Origin of the sequence: uncultured Thermanaerothrix sp. (assembly GCF_938028735.1) — a bacterium.
Lineage (GTDB): Bacteria > Chloroflexota > Anaerolineae > Anaerolineales > Anaerolineaceae > Thermanaerothrix.
The window spans coordinates 67143-87776 of the sequence record NZ_CALIMF010000005.1 but is presented as its reverse complement, the minus strand read 5'-3'; the positions used below and the strand labels follow the sequence as shown (position 1 = coordinate 87776).

Annotated in this window: 17 protein-coding genes; 5 read left to right on the top strand and 12 right to left on the bottom strand. The window is 58.2% G+C overall.

Translation table 11 applies throughout. The features are described 5' to 3' along the window. The first annotated feature begins 23 nt into the window (after positions 1 to 23). From pheT to Q0721_RS04060, 3 genes are read left to right on the top strand one after another with little or no spacing between them, the layout of a single operon-like run. On the top strand, positions 24 to 2555 hold the full coding sequence (gene pheT / locus Q0721_RS04070) for a phenylalanine--tRNA ligase subunit beta (RefSeq protein ID WP_299025700.1): 2532 nt from the start codon (positions 24 to 26) through the stop codon (positions 2553 to 2555). 9 nt (positions 2556 to 2564) lie between these two features. Beyond that, positions 2565 to 3188 carry an NUDIX hydrolase gene (locus tag Q0721_RS04065; protein WP_299025698.1) on the top strand — a complete coding sequence of 208 codons (624 nt, stop codon included), beginning with the start codon at positions 2565 to 2567 and terminating at the stop codon, positions 3186 to 3188. A gap of 33 nt (positions 3189 to 3221) precedes the next feature. Beyond that, complete coding sequence (locus Q0721_RS04060; protein ID WP_299025696.1) at positions 3222 to 4604, top strand: extracellular solute-binding protein; 1383 nt, start codon at positions 3222 to 3224, stop codon at positions 4602 to 4604. Here Q0721_RS04060 and Q0721_RS04055 read toward each other — a convergent pair whose 3' ends face one another. From Q0721_RS04055 to guaB, 4 genes are read right to left on the bottom strand one after another with little or no spacing between them, the layout of a single operon-like run. Then, positions 4605 to 5600, bottom strand: a complete 996-nt coding sequence (locus Q0721_RS04055) for an NAD-dependent epimerase/dehydratase family protein (protein ID WP_299025694.1) — start codon at positions 5598 to 5600, stop codon at positions 4605 to 4607. Between the two features lie 5 nt (positions 5601 to 5605). Further along, positions 5606 to 6823, bottom strand: a complete 1218-nt coding sequence (locus Q0721_RS04050) for an acetyl-CoA C-acyltransferase (protein WP_299025691.1) — start codon at positions 6821 to 6823, stop codon at positions 5606 to 5608. A 36-nt stretch (positions 6824 to 6859) separates the two neighbouring features. Then, the gene (locus Q0721_RS04045; RefSeq protein WP_299025687.1) at positions 6860 to 7783 is read right to left on the bottom strand and encodes a Gmad2 immunoglobulin-like domain-containing protein; all 924 of its coding nucleotides are present in this window, start codon (positions 7781 to 7783) and stop codon (positions 6860 to 6862) included. 17 nt (positions 7784 to 7800) lie between these two features. Beyond that, on the bottom strand, positions 7801 to 9249 hold the full coding sequence (gene guaB / locus Q0721_RS04040) for an IMP dehydrogenase (protein ID WP_299025684.1): 1449 nt from the start codon (positions 9247 to 9249) through the stop codon (positions 7801 to 7803). A gap of 74 nt (positions 9250 to 9323) precedes the next feature. Here guaB and Q0721_RS04035 point away from each other — a divergent pair, with 74 nt between their 5' ends. After that, the gene (locus tag Q0721_RS04035; RefSeq protein ID WP_299025681.1) at positions 9324 to 10004 is read left to right on the top strand and encodes a DNA-3-methyladenine glycosylase; all 681 of its coding nucleotides are present in this window, start codon (positions 9324 to 9326) and stop codon (positions 10002 to 10004) included. 14 nt (positions 10005 to 10018) lie between these two features. Here the strand turns inward: Q0721_RS04035 and Q0721_RS04030 are convergent, their stop codons facing one another. Genes Q0721_RS04030 through Q0721_RS04005 form a run of 6 tightly spaced genes read right to left on the bottom strand, consistent with a single transcriptional unit; the run spans position 10019 to position 15688 of the window. Continuing rightward, the gene (locus Q0721_RS04030; protein ID WP_299025678.1) at positions 10019 to 11245 is read right to left on the bottom strand and encodes an ABC transporter permease; all 1227 of its coding nucleotides are present in this window, start codon (positions 11243 to 11245) and stop codon (positions 10019 to 10021) included. Continuing rightward, a complete protein-coding gene (locus Q0721_RS04025) occupies positions 11242 to 11934 on the bottom strand; it encodes an ABC transporter ATP-binding protein (protein ID WP_299025675.1) in 693 nt (230 codons plus the stop codon). Before Q0721_RS04025 ends, Q0721_RS04030 begins: the two co-directional genes overlap by 4 nt. A gap of 2 nt (positions 11935 to 11936) precedes the next feature. After that, complete coding sequence (locus Q0721_RS04020) at positions 11937 to 13343, bottom strand: efflux RND transporter periplasmic adaptor subunit (RefSeq protein ID WP_299025673.1); 1407 nt, start codon at positions 13341 to 13343, stop codon at positions 11937 to 11939. A gap of 43 nt (positions 13344 to 13386) precedes the next feature. Then, complete coding sequence (locus tag Q0721_RS04015) at positions 13387 to 14469, bottom strand: hypothetical protein (protein ID WP_299025670.1); 1083 nt, start codon at positions 14467 to 14469, stop codon at positions 13387 to 13389. A 27-nt stretch (positions 14470 to 14496) separates the two neighbouring features. Further along, a complete protein-coding gene (locus Q0721_RS04010; protein ID WP_299025668.1) occupies positions 14497 to 15132 on the bottom strand; it encodes a zf-HC2 domain-containing protein in 636 nt (211 codons plus the stop codon). After that, positions 15125 to 15688, bottom strand: a complete 564-nt coding sequence (locus Q0721_RS04005) for an RNA polymerase sigma factor (RefSeq protein WP_299025665.1) — start codon at positions 15686 to 15688, stop codon at positions 15125 to 15127. Before Q0721_RS04005 ends, Q0721_RS04010 begins: the two co-directional genes overlap by 8 nt. Positions 15689 to 15903: 215 nt before the next feature. On the opposite strand from Q0721_RS04005, the gene Q0721_RS04000 reads away from it, so the two are divergent. Next, the gene (locus Q0721_RS04000) at positions 15904 to 17385 is read left to right on the top strand and encodes a potassium/proton antiporter (protein ID WP_299025662.1); all 1482 of its coding nucleotides are present in this window, start codon (positions 15904 to 15906) and stop codon (positions 17383 to 17385) included. A gap of 13 nt (positions 17386 to 17398) precedes the next feature. Here Q0721_RS04000 and Q0721_RS03995 read toward each other — a convergent pair whose 3' ends face one another. Then, the gene (locus Q0721_RS03995; protein ID WP_299025659.1) at positions 17399 to 18361 is read right to left on the bottom strand and encodes a DMT family transporter; all 963 of its coding nucleotides are present in this window, start codon (positions 18359 to 18361) and stop codon (positions 17399 to 17401) included. A gap of 43 nt (positions 18362 to 18404) precedes the next feature. Further along, positions 18405 to 20627: a cache domain-containing protein gene (locus Q0721_RS03990; protein WP_299025656.1), complete on the bottom strand. Its 2223-nt coding sequence runs from the start codon at positions 20625 to 20627 to the stop codon at positions 18405 to 18407. Between the last annotated feature and the right edge of the window lie 7 nt (positions 20628 to 20634).

Here is a 20634-nt window from a genome sequence, read left to right as displayed (position 1 = left end):
TCTATTGGACGCATGGAGGTGAGATGAAAGTACCGCTCTCATGGTTGAAGGAATTTGTGGAGATTGACCTTTCTCTGCCGGAACTGGCCTATCGCCTAACTATGGCCGGGCTGGAGGTGGAAGAAATTCGTCTGGTGGGATTACCCATGCCCGCCGAGGCGCACGAATTCAAAATCGAGGGTCTCTCCTGGGATCCCGATAAGATTGTGGTTGCGCAGATTGAAGAGGTGATGCCTCATCCGAATGCGGATCGGCTGGTGCTATGTCGTCTCTATGATGGGCGTGAGACGCTCACTGTGCTCACCGGTGCGCCTAATTTGTTCCCTTATAAAGGGCAGGGTCCGCTTCCCAAGCCCCTTAAGGTGGCTTATGCCCGCGAGGGGGCGCGCCTGTACGATGGGCATCAGCCAGGGTTTGTTCTAACCACGCTCAAGCGCACCAAGATCCGTGGCGTTGAATCGTTCTCGATGGTGTGCTCGGAAAAAGAATTGGGTATCTCTGAAGAGCATGAAGGGATCATCATTTTGGATGACGACGCTCCAGTAGGAATGCCGCTGGTGGATTATATGGGTGATGCGGTGCTGGAGATCGCTATCCTGCCCAATATGATTCGTGCAGCCAGCATCCTGGGCGTGGCGCGCGAATTGGCAGCTTTGACGGGCAAACCTCTGCGTCAGCCTCCTTTGCCGCCCTTTGAACGTGGCGCTTCCATTGAGGGCCGAGCGGCGATCCAGATTACCGACCCAGATCTCAACCCGCGGTTTGTGTTGGGCCTGATCGAGGGGGTGACGCCGCGCCCTAGTCCCTACTGGGTGCAACGACGTTTGCGCCTGGCAGGTATGCGTCCCATCAACAGCGTGGTAGACGCGACCAACTACGTCATGCTGATGTTGGGTGAACCCTTGCACGCTTTTGATTACGATGTGCTTCTAACGCGCGCCGGAGGCAAGCCCCCCACGATCATCACCCGGCCGGCTCGGGAGGGCGAACGCCTCACCACGCTGGATGGTGTGGAGCGCACGCTAGAGCCTTACATGATCCTGGTCACCGATACGGCTGGCCCCCTTTCGCTGGCGGGGATTATGGGCGGCCTGGAGAGCGAGGTGACCGAAGCCACACGTAATGTATTGCTGGAGGGAGCGACCTGGAATCCAATCAACGTCCGGCGGGCGGCTTCAGCGTTGCGCTTGAGTTCTGAGGCAGCCTACCGCTTTGCGCGCGGCGTGCACCCTGCACTGGCCCCAGAGGCGGTGCGTGTGTGTTTGGCTTATATGGCGGCCTGGAGCGGTGGCCGAGTGGCTGAAGGGTTGGTGGACGCCTACCCGAAGCCCCCCGTGGATCCGGAGGTTCACTTGAGCGAGGCTGAAGTGCGGCGCTGGCTAGGTGTTTCGCTTCGGGGAGAGGAAGTGGCGGACCTGTTACGGCGTCTGGAATTCGCTTGCCAGGTTCAGGGTGAAACGGTGATTGCACGTGTCCCTCCACATCGTTTGGACATCGGTGAGGGGGTCATTGGTAAGGCGGACTTGATCGAGGAGATTGCGCGCCTTTACGGTTACGACCGCTTGCCGGAGACCCTACCTGCCGATCCCCTACCCCAGCAGCGCAACCAGCCCCTGCTACAGGCTGAAGAAGCCCTGCGGGATGTGTTGGTAGGGCTGGGGTTGCAGGAGGTGGTTACCTACCGCCTGACCTCGCCGGAGCGTGAGGCGCGCTGGCTGGCACCTGCCGAGGGAGATTACACGCCGCCGGATTATGTACGTCTGGCTAACCCCATTGCACCTGAACGGAGTGTCATGCGCCGCAGTCTACTGGCAGCGGTGCTAGAAGTAGCCGAGCGCAACGCCCGCTTGAGCGAGCGGTTGGCGTTCTTTGAGATCGGGCCGGTATTCCTGCCGTTGCCGGGGCAGGATCTGCCCGAAGAACCCTTGCGCTTGGCCTTGGTGCTGAGCGGGGTACGCCACCTGCCGGCTTGGGATCGTGCAGAGCCCCCCTTGGCTGATTTCTTCGATCTCAAGGGTATTTTAGAGGAGATGGCGGAGGCCTTGCATGTGCCCCATTGGCGCATTGAGCCCGCTTCGTATCCCAGCCTCCACCCCGGCAAGAGTGCCGTGCTTTACAGTGGTGAGCGTGAGTTGGGTTACCTGGGTGAGGTACATCCACTGGTCAAGGCGCGCTATGATTTTGGCCCGGCGCCGGTGCTGGTGGCTGAACTGGATGCCACAGCTTTACTTTCCCTGGTCCCAGAGCGATTTGAAGTTCAGGGGGTGCCGGTTTACCCGCCGGTGATTGAAGATATTGCGGTGGTGGTGGACGAGAGCGTGCCGGCAGCCCAGGTTGAGTCAATCATCCGTCAGGCGGGGGGTAAGATGCTAACGCGTGTGCACCTGTTCGATGTCTTCCGCGGAGAGCAAATTGGGGCTGGGAAGAAGAGTCTGGCGTATAATTTGACCTATCAGGCGCCGGACCATACCCTCACCGATGCCGAAGCCGCGCAGATTCGCCAGAAAATCATCCGTCGCCTGGAGCAAACTCTGGGAGCGCGTTTGCGCAGTTAATGGAGGTTTATGGCACAACCCCGATGGCTGGATTGGGCACAGCGTATCCAAGCGCTGGCTCAATCCGGCCTAGCCTATACCCCGAATCCCTATGATGCCGAGCGCTATCGTGCGCTACAGAAGATAGCGGCTGAAATCATCGCTGCCCATAGCGATGTAGGCACCGATGTGGTTGCAGACGTGCTAATGCGTGAGGCGGGCTATGCCACGCCCAAAGTGGATATCCGCGGGGTGGTTTTTGATGATCAAGGGCGGCTGCTGATGGTCAAGGAGCGCGCGGACGGGGCGTGGACACTTCCTGGTGGGTGGGTGGACGTAGGCGAGTCTCCCAGCCGCGCCGTGGAGCGTGAAGTATGGGAGGAATCGGGTTATCGCGTGCGCGCGGTCAAATTATTGGCCCTCTATGACCGCAATTACCACGGTCACCCGCCTTACCTCTTTCACCTCTACAAAATCTTCATGCGCTGTGAGTTACTGGGAGGTGAACCCCAAACTAGCCTGGAGACGGATGGGGTGGGCTTTTTTGCCGCAGAGACCATCCCGCCGCTCTCGCTGGCACGCACCACCCCGGATGAGATTCAGCGTATGTTTGAGCATTACCAACATCCTGAGTGGCCGGCCGATTTTGATTGAGCCATGCCCCCATTTGACCTTCTGAGACGAGGGATGCTTGTGGGGTTGGTCTGGTTGCTGGTGGCTTGTCAGGTTAGACCACAGCCCGAAACATCTCCTACCTTAACTCCACATTCCGGGCCAACGCCGCGCTCAACCCAGGCGCTAATGGCTGCAACTGAGACCCCGGCCTTGCCCGCCGTGGCTTTGCAGGGGGTAAGAGTTAACTTCTGGCATCCCTGGGTAGGAGCATTAGAGATCGCCCTGAGTGATTTGGCCCTGCGGTTCAATCACGAGAATCCGTGGGGGATTGAGGTTAAGGTGGACTCGGCGGGGAGCAGCATGGTATTGGCTGATTGGGTGGAGAGCGGGCATCCGGAAGGTGAAATCGCGCATGGAGTGGTGGCACCTCCAGCCACCCTGCTGACATGGTACGTACGGGATAAGCGCATGCGTCCGCTCAACGATTGGCTCAACGATGGTGAATGGGGGTTGAGCGAGGCGCGCCGCGCAGAGATTCCGCTCGTCTTTTGGCAGAGCGATCAAGTGGATGGCTGGCAGATTGGCCTGCCTGCTCAGCGCAGTGCGACAGTGCTGTTCTATAACCTGACTTGGGCGGCGGAATTGGGGTTCCACGCTCCACCCCAGACCCCAGAGGAATGGCGCGATCAGGCGTGTGCTGCGGCGGCTGCCAATCGTCGTGATGCTGACCGCACCAACGATGGCACGGGGGGGTGGCTGGTCAACACCGACCCCCTCACCGCGCTGGCTTGGCTACGGGCGTTCGGCTTGCGCAATGAATTTGACGCCACCAATAGAGCGTGGCGCTTCAATCAGCCGGAAGCTCTGGAAGCCTGGGGTTTTTTGCGCGATTTGATCGAGGATGGGTGTGCCTGGGTGGGGCGTGATCCTTCCCCTTACGCTTATTTTGCCCAACGGCGGGCGCTTTTCTACAGCGGGGACGTGTTGGATTTGCCCTCCCAACAGCAGGCAATGGCGCGCCGAGACAGCGCAGATGTGTGGACGGTGCGTCCCTACCCGGGACGGGATAAACCCCTGGTGATTGTCAGCGGGCTCTCGTACGGTGTCCTGCGTAGCACCCCAGCCCAAGAACTGGCTACCTGGTTGTTCATCCGTTGGCTGGACGAGCCGGAGCAACACGCCACGCTGGTGCGGGCCGGTGGGGGCTACCCAATGGGGCCATCAGCGGTAGCCTGGCTGGAGGACTATCGCGCGGAGAATCCCCAGTGGGGAGGGACTCTGGCGTTGATTCCAATTGCACAGATCCCACCCAACACCCCCGCCTGGCGGCAGGCGCAATGGGTGGTGCAGGATGCTTTCGCTCAAGTGCTTCAAGGCACGACCCCGCGCGGCGCCTTGCCGGATGTGCTGGCCGAACTAGATGCTACTTTGGCAGAAGTGGCGCAGGGATTCTGATTATATTTCCCCCTGAAGCCATGCCCAAGTGTCACGGATTGCCGCTTCTACGGTATGCTGTGGCGTGTAGCCGAGTTCAGTTTGGGCTTTGGCATGGCTGTAGTAGAAATAATATCCGGCCAGTGCCAACGTGCGTGCTTCGATGGGCAGGTTCACATAGGCTTCTAGCATGCTCAATGGGAGGCTGAGGGCGCGGATTAGCCTGGCCGGCCATTCCAGGGTTGGCATCGGCACGCCACAAACTGCGGCAATGGCAGTGACCAGAGCACGCAGGGTCAGGTTCTCGCCTCCAAGCAGATAACGTTCTCCGCGTCGTCCGCGCTCCAATGCCAGTAGGTGGCCTTGAATCACGTCTGCAACGTGAACGGCATTCAGCCCGCCGGAGGTAAGAAAGGGTAGCCGTCGCCGTGCCACCTGAACGACGATGGAGCGGGTGCGACGGTAGTGATCCCCCGGACCAAGCACCAGGGTAGGATTGACAACAACCGCGTCCAGACCTAACGCCACCGCGCGCTGCACTTCCATCTCGGCCAGGTATTTGGCATAGGCATAGGGCCAGCGCTCAGGGGGGTAATTCCAGGTATGGGTTTCGTCTATCAGGTACAGGTGGGGATCCTCGTTTGCCTGTAGCGGACCGATGGGAATTCCCAGCGCCACAGCGGAACTGGTGTGCACCACGCGTTGCACCCCAGCGCGCAGAGCTGCCATGAGGAGGGTGCGGGTACCCTCTACGGTCACGGCGTAATGTTGCGCTGGGTTAGCGCGATCGCCCAGCAGGGCTGCAGTATGAAAGACCACTTCCACACCTTCTAGCGCCGCCTCCACACTCTCGGGCCGGGTCAGATCGCCTAGGGCATGTTCCACCGGCAGATCCATCAGCAAGCGCAATGAACTGGTGGGGCGATGGAAGGCGCGCACGGCGTGACCACGCGCGATTAATTCGCGGCACAGGTGACCACCGATGAATCCGCTGGCGCCGGTTACCAGGACACGCATAACCCTTAATCCACCCACTCCACTAGGGTGGCTTCGCCCTGCCCCACACCTACGCAGAGGGTAGCCAGGCCGTAGAAGGGGCGCGGCATCTCGGGGGCGCGGCGGCGCATTTCGTGAACCAGGGTGGTCAAAATGCGCGCACCAGAACAACCCAACGGATGACCCAACGCAACAGCACCTCCGTTGACATTGACTATTTCTTCATTTAAGCCCAGTTCACGGATGACGGCCAGTGTCTGGACGGCAAACGCCTCGTTGATCTCGACCAGGCCAATTTGATCCAAGTGCAAGCCGGCGCGGGCGAGGACCTTGCGTGTGGCCGGCACCGGTCCCAAACCCATCAAGCGCGGCACAACCCCGGCAGCAGCGCTGGCAAGAATACGCACCAGCGGGCGCAACCCCAGAGTGCGGGCGCGCTCTTCACCCATGATCAGCAGGGCTGCTGCTCCGTCGTTCATCCCCGAAGCATTACCCGCTGTCACCGTCCCACCGGGGCGGAAGGCCGGTTTGAGGCGCGCCAGAGCTTCCAGTGAGGTGTCGCGGCGGGGGCGCTCATCGGTGGTTGCCAACACGGGCTCACCTTTAGGTTGGGGGATGGGTACCGGCACAATTTCTTCGGCAAAGCGCCCCGAGTCAATCGCTGCAATGGCGCGCTGATGGCTGCGCAGGGCAAACCGATCCTGCTCTTCGCGGGTGATGCCAGTCATCTCGGCAATATTTTCCGCAGTTTCGCCCATTGATTCGATGCCGTACATTTCAATCATCCGCGGATGAGGATAACGCCACCCCAGCGCGGTATCCCAGGCGGTCAGGTTGCCATAAGGAAAAGGTTTTTCGGCCTTGGGGATGGAGTAAGGAGCACGAGACATGCTTTCAACTCCCCCCGCAATAAACACCTCGCCCTCACCCACGCGAATGGCGCGCGCGGCCATGTTAACGGCGGTCAGACCAGAGGCGCATAAGCGGTTGAAGGTCACCCCGGCCACTTCTACCGGCAGGCCAGCCAGCAACGCCGCCATGCGGGCGACATTGCGGTTATCTTCCCCGGCCTGGTTAGCACAGCCAAGATAGACCTCCTCAATTAGGGCGGGGTCAAGCCGATTGCGTTCCACGAGGGTGCGGATGACGAGCGCGGCCAGATCGTCTGGGCGCACAGTGGCCAGAATGCCCCCCAGATTGCCAATGGGGGTACGAATAGCATCGACAATGACAGGGGTTGGCATAGCGGATCCTCCGGGAGAGAAAGAAGATGGAGCGAATCAGGGTATGTTAAGGCGTGCCGTTGCCAGCGCCAAGATGCGTCCATCCGCCGCGCTCAGGTCAGCGATTTCAAGCACGTACACATCAGCGGGCAAGTTGCCAATTGGGATCATCTCGTCAAAGGTTCCCGGTGCACCGAGGTCAGGGGCATTTACCCTCAGCGGGCCTACCAACCAGGTGCTACCTTGCATAGTGCTGAGGCGATAGCGCAGGGTGTTCTCAAAAGGGGCGATAGTCACCCGACCGCGCACGCGCAGGGTTTCCCCGCTGATTACCGCATTGTCAGTGGGTTCGTCCAGGTCAATACGGCGCTCCTGGCCGTTAGGCGTCTGCGAGGTGGCGCGAATGAGCATTAAGTTATTTCCCACCAAGCGCAAGGTGTACGTCATTGGCAGAGTTGGGCAGCAACCGGGATCATCCGGGCCGTGAATCGTGGCGGCCAGGTGGATAAGCCCCTCGCGAATGTCCAGCGAGTCAAGGATGGGGCGATCATCAATGAAATAAGAGGCGACATGATGGGATAGGCCATTTTGGTTGATAAGGGCGACCAAAAACACAAAGACCCCGGTTCCCCCATAGTTCTCGGCAATGGCAGCGACGGCATCTCCCAGCCCATCGCCGTTAAGGTCGCCGAAGGCCATAATTTCACTCAGTCGCACTGTCCAAAAATCGGGTCCAGCCGGGTCATTCCCCATTTGGTAGGTTCCGTCGCTCAGGCGGATAATTCGTGGGTTGCCGCCGGGATCCAACAAGGTGTACTCGGCATTGAGCAGGTCTAACGCGGTAAGCGGCGCAAAGGCAGGGGTGGCGGTAGAAGTAGGGGTGGGAGGAGGCGGTGTGGGAGAAGGGGTCATAAGGGCTGGTTGGCAAGCCACCAGGGGTAGCCAAAGAACGAGCCAAACCACCAAAGAGCGCAAGTGCATCTTTATCTCCTAAATGATTATATCAGTTCCACATCGTGGGCGCCGGATTCGACTTTGCCGGCCGGCGTAATGCGAATAAACTCGGCTTTTTCCCATAACTCGGGCAAATTACGGGCGCCCACATAACTCATCCCAGAACGCAACCCGCCAACGATCTGATGGAGAATATCTTTGACCTTGCCTCGGTAAGGCACCAGCGCCTCTACGCCCTCGGGGACTACCTCGCTCCACTCTTCTTCCTCCACGTCCTCCTGATTGCGTTCGAGCCGACGGCGCTCGACATTGGCGGTTAAGGAGGCCATGCCGCGCACGACTTTGTAGCGACGCCCTTGGCGAACGACCTCGGGTCCGGGGCTCTCTTCAGTGCCGGCCAGCATGTTGCCCAGCATCACGGCACTAGCACCGGCAGCAAGGGCTTTGGTAACATCACCCGAGGTGCGCATCCCGCCATCGGCAATGATGGGCACGTTTAAGCGGTGTCCTTCGGTAGCACATTCGGCAATGGCGGTGAGTTGAGGCACGCCGCATCCGGTCACAATGCGGGTTGTGCAGATCGAGCCGGCCCCCACCCCTACCTTTACCGCGTCTGCACCCGCCTTAACCAAATCGCGCACGCCTTCAGCAGTAGCCACATTCCCGGCGACGAGTGGCACGCTAGGAAATTTCTGCTTTAGCGTTCGCACCATGCGTAGGGCGTGCTCAGAGTGCCCATGGGCAATATCCAGTACCAGTAGGTCAGCACCGGCTTCTATACAGGCCTGGGCGCGTTCGACCTCTTCCGGCTTCACCCCCACGGCTACCCCCACGCGTAAGCGCCCCAGGCTGTCTTTAGTGGCGTAGGGATGTTCCTGGATTTTGACAATATCTTGGACGGTAATCAAGCCAGCCAGGCGATCCTCAGCATCAACTAGCGGGAGTTTCTCGATGCGATGGGTATAAAGTTTGTGGCGTGCGGCTTCCAGGGTCTCGTTTTCGCGGGCCACGATCAGACGCTCACGGGGGGTCATGACCGTGGTGACCGAAGCGCTGGCATCAGGCGCCAGAAGTACATCCCGTGTGGTCACCAAGCCTAGCAGGTGGCGATCTTCATCTACAACCACCAGCCCACCAATGCCCTCTTCGGCCATTAGGCGGCGCGCTTCGGCCACGCTGGCATTCGGGAGAACGGTCAGGGGCGTCAGTACCACCATGCTCTCAGCACGCTTAACCTTGCGCACCATTTCAACCATGCGCTCGATGCTCATGAAGCGGTGCAGCACGCCCAGTCCACCCTGCTGCGCCATAGCGATGGCCATGCTGGCTTCGGTCACGGTATCCATGTTGGCCGAAAGGATGGGGATGTGCAGGCAAATACCCGCTGTCAACCAGGTGCTGGTATCCACGTCTTTACGACTGCGAATAGCGGAGTACTTAGGCACCAACAAGACATCATCGAACGTTAACCCGGGGTCAGGTCGCAGATTCATAGAATCCTCACAAGCAATTTGGGCTGTTTTCATTATAATACGTTCATCTATATAACCCTGAAGACGCCTAAGAAATGCGACCTTTACCGCCTAAATTCTATTTGGAGGACGTTACTCGTGTGGCTAGGGCCCTGTTGGGTCAGCGCTTGGTGCGTCGTTTGGAGAACGGGGGTCGTCTGGCTGGTTATATCGTCGAAACAGAGGCTTATGATGGCGAAGAAGATAAGGCCTGTCACGCCAGCCACGGGCGCACGCCCCGTAATGCTGTTATGTTTGGGCCGCCAGGACGGGCTTATGTATACTTTACCTATGGCATGCATTGGTGCTTGAACGCTGTGGTGGGCCCGGAAGGTCAGCCGGCGGCAGTGTTGATCCGCGCCATTGTACCTTGCGAGGGGGTGGAGCAGATAGCCCGTAATCGCGCCGGACGACCGCCAGAGGTGTGGACCAATGGACCAGCCAAGGTTTGTCAGGCGTTGCAGATTGACGGGCGACTTAATGGCTGTGATCTAACCATGCCGGGCAGTCCGTTAAGCATTGAGCCCGGGTTTGTCGTTCCGGAAGCATGGGTACAGGTGGGCCCGCGAGTGGGCATTGCTTATGCTCCTGAACCCTGGCGTTCCATGCCTTGGCGGTTTATCGTTCACTTGCCGGATGAGGCTTACACAGCTTGGGGTATTCCCCCACTTGTCTGGCCCGGCAAAAGGAGCCCATCCCCCCGGCAGCGCGAGGCACGTCGGGGGGCAGAGGGTTAGGATTAATAAATTGTTTACTCGTAACGCAGCGCCTCTACCGGCTCGAGATTGGCAGCGCGATTGGCGGGATAAAGTCCGAAGAACAAACCCACGGCGGTGGAGAACATGGTTGCCAACAGGATGGCATCAACGCCCACTTGGGGATTGAGTGGGGTATTGCTGGCGGCGGCAATCTGCCCCACCACAAAGGCGATCAGCCAGCCAAAGGCAATCCCAATGAGCCCGCCGAAGAGGCTGAGCAACGAGGATTCGGTAAGAAATTGGATTAGAATGTCGCGCTTACGCGCTCCAACGGCTTTACGCAGGCCAATTTCACGGGTGCGTTCGGTCACCGAAACCAGCATGATGTTCATGATCCCGATGCCTCCCACTAGCAGGGAGATGGCTGCGATGCCTCCTAGGAAGATCGTTAGTACGCCAGTGATCGTCTGGGCGGTGCTGACAAAGTCTTGTTGGGAGAAAATGGTGAAATCATCTACGCCTAGTTCGGTGCGGTGGCGAGTGCGAAGCACCTGCGCAATCTCCTCGATGGCTTGAGGGACAAGTTCCGGACTGCTAACCTGGGCGTAGATGAGGTCTACACGGTTGCGATCGCGTCGCAGGATGCGTGTCTGGGCCGTGGTCAAGGGAATGAGGACGATATCATCCTGACTGCCAAAACTACTACCGCCTTTTGGCGCAGTAACGCCGATAATACGGAAGGGTTGCCCCTCGATGCGAATCACCTCACCAATCAATCCTTCACGATGACCGAAGAGCCGATCCGCTACCTCTGGGCCGATTACAGCAACCGAGGCCTGCCCCAAGATGTGTTCCTCGCTGATAAATTCCCCTTCCAGAAGGGTGTAATTGCGCACGGCCGCATAGTTCGAGGTCACGCCATAAATTTGCACGCTGGTACGCTCGCTCCCAAAGGTTACTTCGCGCGTGCCGCTCAAAACCGGCGCCACAGCAGTGACCGAAGGTACCTGGAACGGATCCGCCAGCGCCTGAGCATCTGCCAAGGTGAGGGGCTGAGGATTGCGTACGCGTTCGTTGAAATTACCCGGGAAGATGAAGAGCAGATTGCTCCCCAAGCCGCTGATGGAGCCAGTGATGACGTTCTGGGCGCCAGTGCCCACTGCCAGCATGGCGATTACGGCCGCTACGCCGATCACGATGCCCAGGATCGTCAGCCCAGAGCGCAGTTTATTGGCACTCAGGCTTTCCAAGGCTTCCAGAATTGCCTGTCCCAGGTTCATAGACCATCCTCCACCACTAACCCGTCCTGAATGCGAATGATGCGCTGTGTTTGTTGAGCCACGGTAGGATCGTGAGTGACAATAATCACAGTGGTGCCGAGATCGCGGTTCAGGCGCAGGATTAGTTCCAGAATCTCCTTGCCCGATTTGGAGTCCAGGTTGCCCGTGGGCTCGTCGGCCAGGATAATGGCCGGATCGTTAACTAGAGCGCGGGCAATGGCCACCCGCTGTTGCTGACCACCGGAGAGTTCGGTTGGGCGGTGATGTAAACGGTCGCCTAGCCCCACTGCTTCCAGGGCCTGGCGGGCGCGCTCGCGGCGGTTGCCGTTGTAGCCCGCATAGCGCAAGGGCAGTTCCACGTTGGCCAGGGCAGTTGCCCGTGGCAACAGGTTGAAGTTCTGAAATACGAAACCCACTTTGCGGTTGCGGATGCGCGCCAGGTCGTCATCTTTGAGGCGTGAGACATCCTCGCCATCTAGGATATAGGTGCCGCTGGTGGGTTTATCTAGGCAGCCTAGAATGTTCATCAGCGTGGACTTTCCCGAGCCCGAGGGGCCCATGATGGCGACCACTTCGCCGCGACGGATACGCACATCCACGCCGCGCAGGGCGTGTACCTCGACCTGCCCCATCTTATAGACTTTGGTCAGACCGTAGGCCTCAATGACCCAGTCCTGTGCTTCCGTCATGGCTATTGCCCTCGAGTGAAGGGGGGTTGGCCGCCAAAAGTTGTTGTCGTTGGCGGGTTCAGGATGACCAAGTCGCCCTCGCGCAGGTTTCCTTCTAGCACTTGGCTGTAGGTCTCGGAAGTGGCGCCCAGGCGAATGGTGACGGCTTCAGGTAGGCCGTTGCGCAGGACATAGACTACCCGCTGTCCCTCGCGCAGACGCACGGCCCGATTGGGCACCAATAAGACATTCTCCAGTTCCTGAACCAGGATGGTCACAGCAGCGGTCATCCCTGGCTTGACCTGTTCATCGGGGTTGTTCAGTTCGAGGGTGACATTGAAGTTGACGACCCCGCCGACCGGGTTACCCACACGCCCCACCTCGACTACTTTGGCGGAATACTCTTTGCCGGGGATGGCATCGAAGGTGAGCCGAGCAGGTTGGTTGATCTGGATGCGGTTGATGTCTACTTCGGGCACTTGTACATCCACCAGCAGGCGGCTGAGGTCATCCATGCGAAAAGAGATGGTGCCTGGTGCTACTTGATCCCCGACCTTGGAGCGCACCTCGGTTACCGTGCCGTTGAAGGGGGCTTCCAGGCGCGCCAGTTTGAGGGTGGCCTCAAGGGCAGCGATGCGGGCTTGGGCGGCCTGAATATCTAGTGGGTCAGGCCCGTTCTTGAGGCGTTCCCACTCGCGCTGGGCATCCTTGAGTTTGGCTTCTGCCAGCGCAACATTTGCATCGGCCTCGGCCACCTCCAAATCATTGGGTTTGCCCAGCAGGTAATTCAGATTGGCCAGGGCACGATCGCGGGCGCGTTGGGCGTTGGCCAGGTTGGAAAGCGCCAGCGCCCGGCGTGGATCATCTTCGGGCAGGTTAGCCACGCCCTCGTAAATCTCTTTTTGTCGTTCGTACTCGTTCTGTGCCAGAATGTAATTGGCCCGTGCTTCGTCAATCGTAGCCTGGCTGGCGCGGGCGTAATCTTTGCTCTGGCGGCGCTTCTGCGCATCTTCCAGGTTCTTTTGGGCCTGTACCAAGGTTAATTGGGCTTGTGCGCGGGCTAGGTCAGAATTGAGCAGTTGCTCCAGGTTGCGCCTGGCGGTAACCAGGTCCGCCTCGGCCAGGATGATGTTCTGTGCCAGCGAGGATTTTTCCAGTTCGGCCAGCACTTGCCCAGCCGTGACGGTATCACCCACGGCCACGGTGATTTTGCCGATCTGGCCGCTGGTTTGCCAGGCCAGTAATGCGCTTTGGTTAGCCCGCACGGTACCGGTGGCGCCAACTGAGGCGGTTAAGTTACCGCGCTGGATGGGTTCGGTTTGAAAAGTCGTGTTGAGAGCCGCGCGGGCGTTTTGCCAGGCGCGGAAACCCAAGAACCCTGCGACAACAACGCCGGCAATGACCAGGTAGAGAATCCACTTCCGTTTCATCGAGATGCTCCCTTGATTAAGTTCCTCTCTATTATTACCACAATTAACCGACTTGGGCTGAAGTATTTACAGAGTTAGCGCTTTCAAGCGCCATTATTTCACGGTAAGTTAATGTCCACAGGCTGGAGAGAAAGACTTGTTCCCAAGCCCCCAAAAGCATCAAGGGCGAGAAGACGATCAGGAAGAATAGCGGCAAGACCAGGATCAGGGCGGTCAGCACGGCCAGGGGTTGGGCCAGGAAGAGCGAAGCCAGGCCGTAAATTAATAAACCAGGTAGCCCGGCCGCGACCAAAGCCGGGAAGGCGAGGAGGAGGTAGAGGGGAATGAGCAGGACGAAGAGGATCAGGGTGGCGATGCCCCAGCCAATCCCCAGCCCCAGCATGACCAACCACATCAAGCCGACGTTTTTCCATTGATGACGCAGTAAACCCACGGTATGGCGCAAGGCGTCAATGACGCCCATATCCTGTAACACGCAGGCGCGGCGAGCGATCTCACCTAGGACACCGATCACTACCCCTAGGATGATGAGCACCAGTATCCAGAGTAGTAGTAATCCAATGCCGATGATCACAGCGGGTACAGTGATTGCCGGCGTCTGCGCCGAAGCACCGGCGATCAGTAAGCCAATGATGGGGAGGATCAAGAGTACCAGGACAAAGATGGGCAGGCCAAGCAAAAGGTCAATCAGAAAGACTTGCCAGGCCTTACGCGACCATCCCAACCGCCAACCCTGACGGAACGATACTTGGCTCCCCTGCACTTCGTAATCCTCCACCAGGCGGATGAGGGCGACCTGGCTCACGTAACGCGCGACAGCCAACGCAATCCCCACCACGCCAAAGATGCAGATCAGGGTGATCACCAAGGCGATCAGCGTGGGTAGCAATTGACTTTCTGGCATCTGCGCCAGGGGGCGGAAGAACTCCTCTAACCAGCGTTCAAATGTACCGCTTGGAGGCCCACCATTCCCTCCTGTACGATAGGAGAAGAGGTTGTCAAGATTTCCGCCTGCGCCGCCCCCGCCGGAGGCCGTCAGGGCCAGGATCAGGCCAAAGAGCCAGAGCGTGCGGTAATTCCAGAGGATGTGCCAGGAACGCTTAAGGATTTTGATTGGGTCAATCATGGTTATAGTCTCCTTGGGTGGATTATCTTACGCTGACTTTATGGCTTCCGTTTTGTCCGGGTGCCGTGGGTGGATTCGATACTGGTGCCATCCCCACAGCAGCAACCAGACCCAATAGAGCAACGTAACTTGGGCCTGCCAGGTCAGTAACCCCAACCACTCGCCAAACCAGCGGTCGGTCTGTTGTAGCCATTGTGTTGCTGTTTGCAAGACCGGTGAAGGGGAGACACCTCCCAGCACCGTGAGTAAGGCCACCCATAGGCTCTGGGTTGTACCGACGAAGGGGTTGGGCAGCCCCTCTGCGAGCAGACCGCTTTGAACGCCGAAGCGTAACCACGCGATCAGCCCCCATAGGGCTTGTAGCATAGAGCAGATAAGCAGCAACCCTAGAGGCAGACCCCAGAGCAGGGCGGCGGGAGTTTGGGGCGCGGCGGTATGGCGAGGCGGGAGGCGGAGCATGACTTGGGCGGTGAAGCGCTCTGTGGGGGTAAAGGGCAGGTCCTTAGGGAGACCGCGAATCCAGTCGCTCAGGACCTGGCGGGCGGCAAGTTCCTCCCGGCAGGTCGAGCACTCGGTTAGGTGGGCTTCCACCCGCCGTTGTTCAGCGGGGCGCAGTTCTCCGTCCTGATAGGCATCTAGCCAAGCAGTCACATGCTCATTCATAAGGTACCTCCTGAGGGGCCAACCAGGGCGCCAGGTGTTCCCGCAGGCGCTGGCGAGCAGTACTGAGACGTGACATCACCGTGCCGAGGGGAATATCCAGTGCCTCAGCGATCTCGCGGTAAGAAAGTCCGCCGTATTCGCGTAGCACCAGCACAGCGCGGGTCGTTGGTGGCAAGGCCAGGATAGCCTGGCGCACCAGGTGCTCGCGCTCTTTCTGTTCCAGAAGTGCCTGTGGGTCAGGTTGTCTGTCGCGTGCCTCTGGCACCTGGTTGATTGCTAACGTATGGCGCTCGCGGCGCAATGTGTCCAAAGCAACATTGACAGCAATACGGTAGAGCCAATTGCGCCAGGGCATAAGGGGACGGTAGGAGTTAAGGTTCAGCCAGGCACGCACAAAAGCCTCTTGTGCCGCATCTTCGGCCAAATGGGGGTCACCACACAGGCGGTAAACCACACCGATCACGTGGGCGTGATGACGGCGTACCAGTTCGGCAAAAGCACTGCGGTCGCCGTGTTGGGCGCGGTGCACCAATTCGTCCTCGGATGTGGTAAACAAAGCGCTCTCCACGCCTCGCCCTTTCGACTTGTGGGGTTTGTCCACATTATTAACGAATGTTACCCCGATTTTATTCGCACAGGTTGCTTTTTCCTTTTTGTGTCACCTATAATTGGCATAAGTAACCCGGCTTAAGCATGTTTATGAAAGATAATCCAAGGTGGCGTTGCGGCAAAGGCATTGATTCTAGAAGCCCCTGAGCGCATGGATAAGGCATGAATGAATGGATCATCATTGGGGTAGCCCTACTGTTGCTCATCAGCGTTTTGGCGAGCAAGATTTCAGATCGTTTTGGTGTGCCTGCCCTGTTGTTGTTCTTGGTTCTGGGGATGTTGGCTGGTTCAGATGGGCTGGGCGGGATCTATTTCGATGATCCAGCCTTAGCCCAGGCCATCGGGGTGGTAGCATTGGTGTTGATCCTCTTTTCGGGGGGATTGGATACCGAATGGTCTCAAGTGCGTTCTGTTATGAAAGAGGGGTTGCTTCTCGCTACGCTTGGGGTATTCCTAACCGCGGTGGTTTTGGGATTATGTGCGGCCCCACTTCTTGGGTTTACTTGGTTAGAAGGTCTGTTGTTGGGGGCTATTGTGTCTTCTACCGATGCAGCCGCTGTCTTTAGTGTTTTGCGGTCACGAGGGGTGAGTTTGAAGGGAAAGTTAAAGCCTTTGCTCGAACTTGAATCGGGCAGCAATGATCCTATGGCGATTTTTCTGACCTTGGGATTAATTCAGTGGCTAACCCGGCCTGAGTTTTCCCCGAGCGGCCTGCTCGTGCTTTTCGTGCAACAGATGGGAATTGGGGCGGTACTGGGCTATGGCATGGGCAAAATCATGGTCTTTCTGATCAACCGCATTCGATTGGGCTATGAGGGGCTGTACCCGGTTCTGACCCTAGCCTTGGTTTTTCTCACTTTTGGGCTGGCTGCGGTGCTGGGTGGGAGCGGTTTTCTGGCTGTTTACCTTGCAGGCATCGTTTTAGCCCAACAGGACTTTATCCACAAGCGCAGTTTGATGCGTTTTCATGATGGATTGGCTTGGTTGATGCAGATCACTATGTTCCTTACGCTGGGACTGTTGGTTTTCCCTTCGCGTTTGGTGCCTATTGCCAAGATTGGAATGATGATTGCCTTAATCCTGATGTTTTTGGCTCGCCCGCTGGGGGTATTTATCAGCCTGTTACCCAGTCGGTTGGGTTGGCGTGAGAAGGTATTTATCTCCTGGGTAGGGCTACGCGGTGCAGTGCCAATCATCCTGGCCACGTTTCCGCTTTTGGCACGGGTATCTCACGCTGATTTGATTTTCAACATTATCTTCTTCGTAGTCCTGACCTCTGTTCTGTTGCAGGGCACTTCGATCCCAATAGTAGCACGCTGGTTGAACCTGGATATGCCGGCTCACTTTCGACGTACCTATCCGATTGAGTTCACTCCCGTGAGCGGCATTGAGGGGGAACTAAAAGAGTTGATCTTGCCTGCAGATTCTCCGGCAGTGGGGAAGGCCATTGTTGACCTTGGCTTGCCAGCAGAATTCTTGATCGTCTTGATTGCGCGGGGCAAGGAATTTATTATTCCCAGTGGAGGGACGGTATTGCAAGGAAGGGATACCCTGTTGGTGCTGACGGACAAGCCTTCGCTCGATCAGGCCTGTGCCCGTTTGGGGCTCAAAGGGGAGGCACGACCAAAGACAGATTCTCAATGATAACTTTACTCTTCTAAATCTCAGGTTGAAGTTCCTGGGCTGTTGTTTTGCCTTTGGCTTGCGGTGTGCTTAGGTTAACCAGATAAATTCCGCCCAATACCACGACCCCGCCCACAACTTGGGTCAGATTGAGTGGCTCGCCGGCCAACGGGATGGCCATTAGCGCAGTCAAGACAGGTTGAGCCACCATCGTGGGTGCCACGACCGCTGCAGGTAGATGGCCGAGAGCATAAGCTACCGAAAAGTAACCGATAACCTGTGAGATCAGGCCGGCGCCCAGGAAAGCCAGGTAGGTGCTAGGCGCAAAGCCGCTCAGGGGTTGAGCGCTGGCCAGATTGATCCCGAGTAACACCAGCGAAGCCGTAGCCGTTACCAGGAAGATATAAACCAGGGCTGGGAAACGCTCGCGACCGCGCTGGGTGGTCAGAAAGTAAGCCGCGTAAAAGAGGCTAGAGCCCAGCGCCAAGAAGTTTCCGCGGTTGAGTTGTGGGCGGTAAATGAAGTCGCTTCCCAACACTAGGGTGGCTCCGCTAAGGGTCAGGGCCAGCCCCAACCAGAAGCGTTCACGCAGGCGTTCACGCCAAATCAGGGCAGCGAAGAGACCTACCCATAATGGCGCTAAGTTGTTCATCAGGGTGGCGGTGGCAATGCGTGTTTCATGAAGCGCGATACTCCAAGTTGCATGATCCAAGGCGGTGAAGCAACCGCCCAGGATGGGCAGGAAGAGCCAGCGCCGGGTGGCACCCAGCCCGTGGGCTTGGGCTCGGCGGAAGAAGAAGGGCAGAAAGACTACCGAGGCAACGACCATGCGGTAGAAAGCAGTCACTGGCCCCGGGGCGTCATTGGCCCAGCGGACGAAAAGGGAGGAGAGGCTGAGGGCCAGAATACCGCTCAGCAGTGCCAGATAAGGCAGCCAAGGGCGATGGGAGGATATTTGAGTTGTCTCATCAGCCTGTTGCGCCGAGGCCATGGGCATGATTATACGCGTGGTAAGGTGGTTTTACTAGAGGGGATGTGAGTTACAGTGTCAGTGCAGGAACCTCTGCGGCGGAAGGTCGGGGCAGCAAGCGGTAGACTTCCAAAGGCTCTTGCTTACCAGGCACCCGTTGCAGGCCTAGGGGCTGCAGGTTAAAGACCTGAGCGTGTTCGCCCAGGGCGGTATAGGTGGTATGGCTGATTAGCGCTCCACTGCCCTGGATGAGAGAGCGGGTCAGGGCCTCGATGCGCTGGGTGGTGTTTACCGTGTCGCCAATAATGGTGTAGTGCAGGCGATCCCGGGCTCCCAGACCGCCGGCGATCACCATTCCGGTATTAATTCCAATTCCAGTAATCAGGGGTGGATCACCCCGTTCAGTGCGCTCCCGGTTAAGGGCTTCTAGGGCTTCCAGCATTCGCACCGCAGCGCGACAGGCAGCCAACGCACTCTTCTTGGGGCTGAGAATGCGCGGCAGAATGCCAAAAAACGCCAGCAATGCATCCCCATCGAATTTATTGACCACACCTCCCTCTGCAACGATGATCGGCACCAAGCGGTCAAAGTATTCGTTTAACCAAGCCAACACGCGCGCCGGTTCTACCTGCTCGGAGAGGGTAGTAAACCCGCGAATGTCAGTCATCAAAACTGTGGCGATGGCTTCCTGACCTTCCAGGCGCAAGTTGCCCGAGGCAAAGGTCTGACGCAGCTGTTCGCGCACCTCCGGCGAGACGGTGCGCCCCAGTAGGTCGCGGTAGATCGAGCCTTCTTGTAAACCGGCAATCATGGCGTTGAAGGCATGTCCCAGTACGGTCAGTTCATCGTTGCCGGGCAGGTTGACCTTGATCTCTAGATTCCCCTGGGCTACTTGGGCGGAAGCCTGTACTAGCTGGGCCAGTGGGCGGGTGATGCGGTTGGCCAGGTAAACGCCAATCAGGACAACTAGCAAGATGGCCGCCACAACCAGGCTGAACACCTGCAAACGAGTGGCCTGGCTGGTGCGCAGGACAAAAGTTTGCGGCAGGGCAATTCCAAGGATGCCCAGATCCTCGCCGCCACGGGCTTCCCATGGGCGGAGGAGTTCTCCGTAAGTGAGACTGCCCAGCGTTAGGGTGCGGCTCAGGCTCTGTTGATCCTGGTAACCAAGCACCTGGGCTACCTGATCCGTAGGAAGCAGAAGCGATGGGGTTGCATTATACAGCGTGGTACTCAGGGGTTGCCCGTTGAAATCGTAGAACGTTGCTTCACCGAACAAGTCTTCGCGCATCTCGCGGGCCAGGCTGGCGATGGACTTACCCACCACAACCACTCCTACCCGTTGATTCTCAGTATTGAAGACCGGTCCACTGACAAAAAAATAATGTCCCCAAGGGGTGAGCAGACGACCAGCGAATTTATCTCCCTGGGTATCCACTACCCCCGCTAAGACTTTCTGAACAAAATCGGCCGACTGAAAAGCGGGATCTTCGCGCACGGCTTGATAGACGCCCGGCGGACTTTCTGCGGAGCGGTACAGGACCAAGGTGGCAAGCCCTTGGGGGTTAATCAGGGCCACGATTTCTTCGTTGCTGTTTATGGCCAGGGGTAGCACGCGCAGGCGTAGAGTTTCGGCATCGTTGACTTCTAATGCGGTGGCTACCCCCTCCGTATTGGCTACCAGGCGCAGGGTTGCAAGGAGCCGGTCTTCCTCGTTGGCCAGCCAGTTCTGAGCCTGTTGGGCGGTGCCGAGCAACTGATTCAGAAAGCGTTCCTGGACTGATTCAAAGACCACGCGAGTAACGACATAAGCCGCTGCTAGGGTAAAGAAAACCCCCAGGATGAGATAGGGGAAGATGATTTTGAGACGAACCGGAATGCGTACCCTGGCCTGGCCTTGCGTCTGGGGGAGGCGTGCCGAAGGCTGAGTAGCCGCACCGACCCCTTCGGCGCGGCGCAGTGCTGCCTCAATCCAGCGCGGTGTGAAGGGTTGGCGCAGGAAGTTGTTTACCCCGTAGGCCCGTGCCTGCATCTCACGTTGCAGGTCAGGGTGACGGCTGGTGAGGATAAGGCGCACTTGAGGGTGTTCCTGACGCAAAAAGCGCAGTAATTCCAGCCAGACTTCGCCTGGATAGTGAAGATCTAAAAACACTAGATCCGGGTTAAGAGCGGCACACTGAGTGCGAATATCGTTTGGCTGGGTGCTGAGCTCTACCTGATGACCGCGGTTGCGTAAATAACGCACCAGCCCCTCACAAGCGCGGAGATCGTTTTGTACCAGCAGGATACGCACGCCGTTC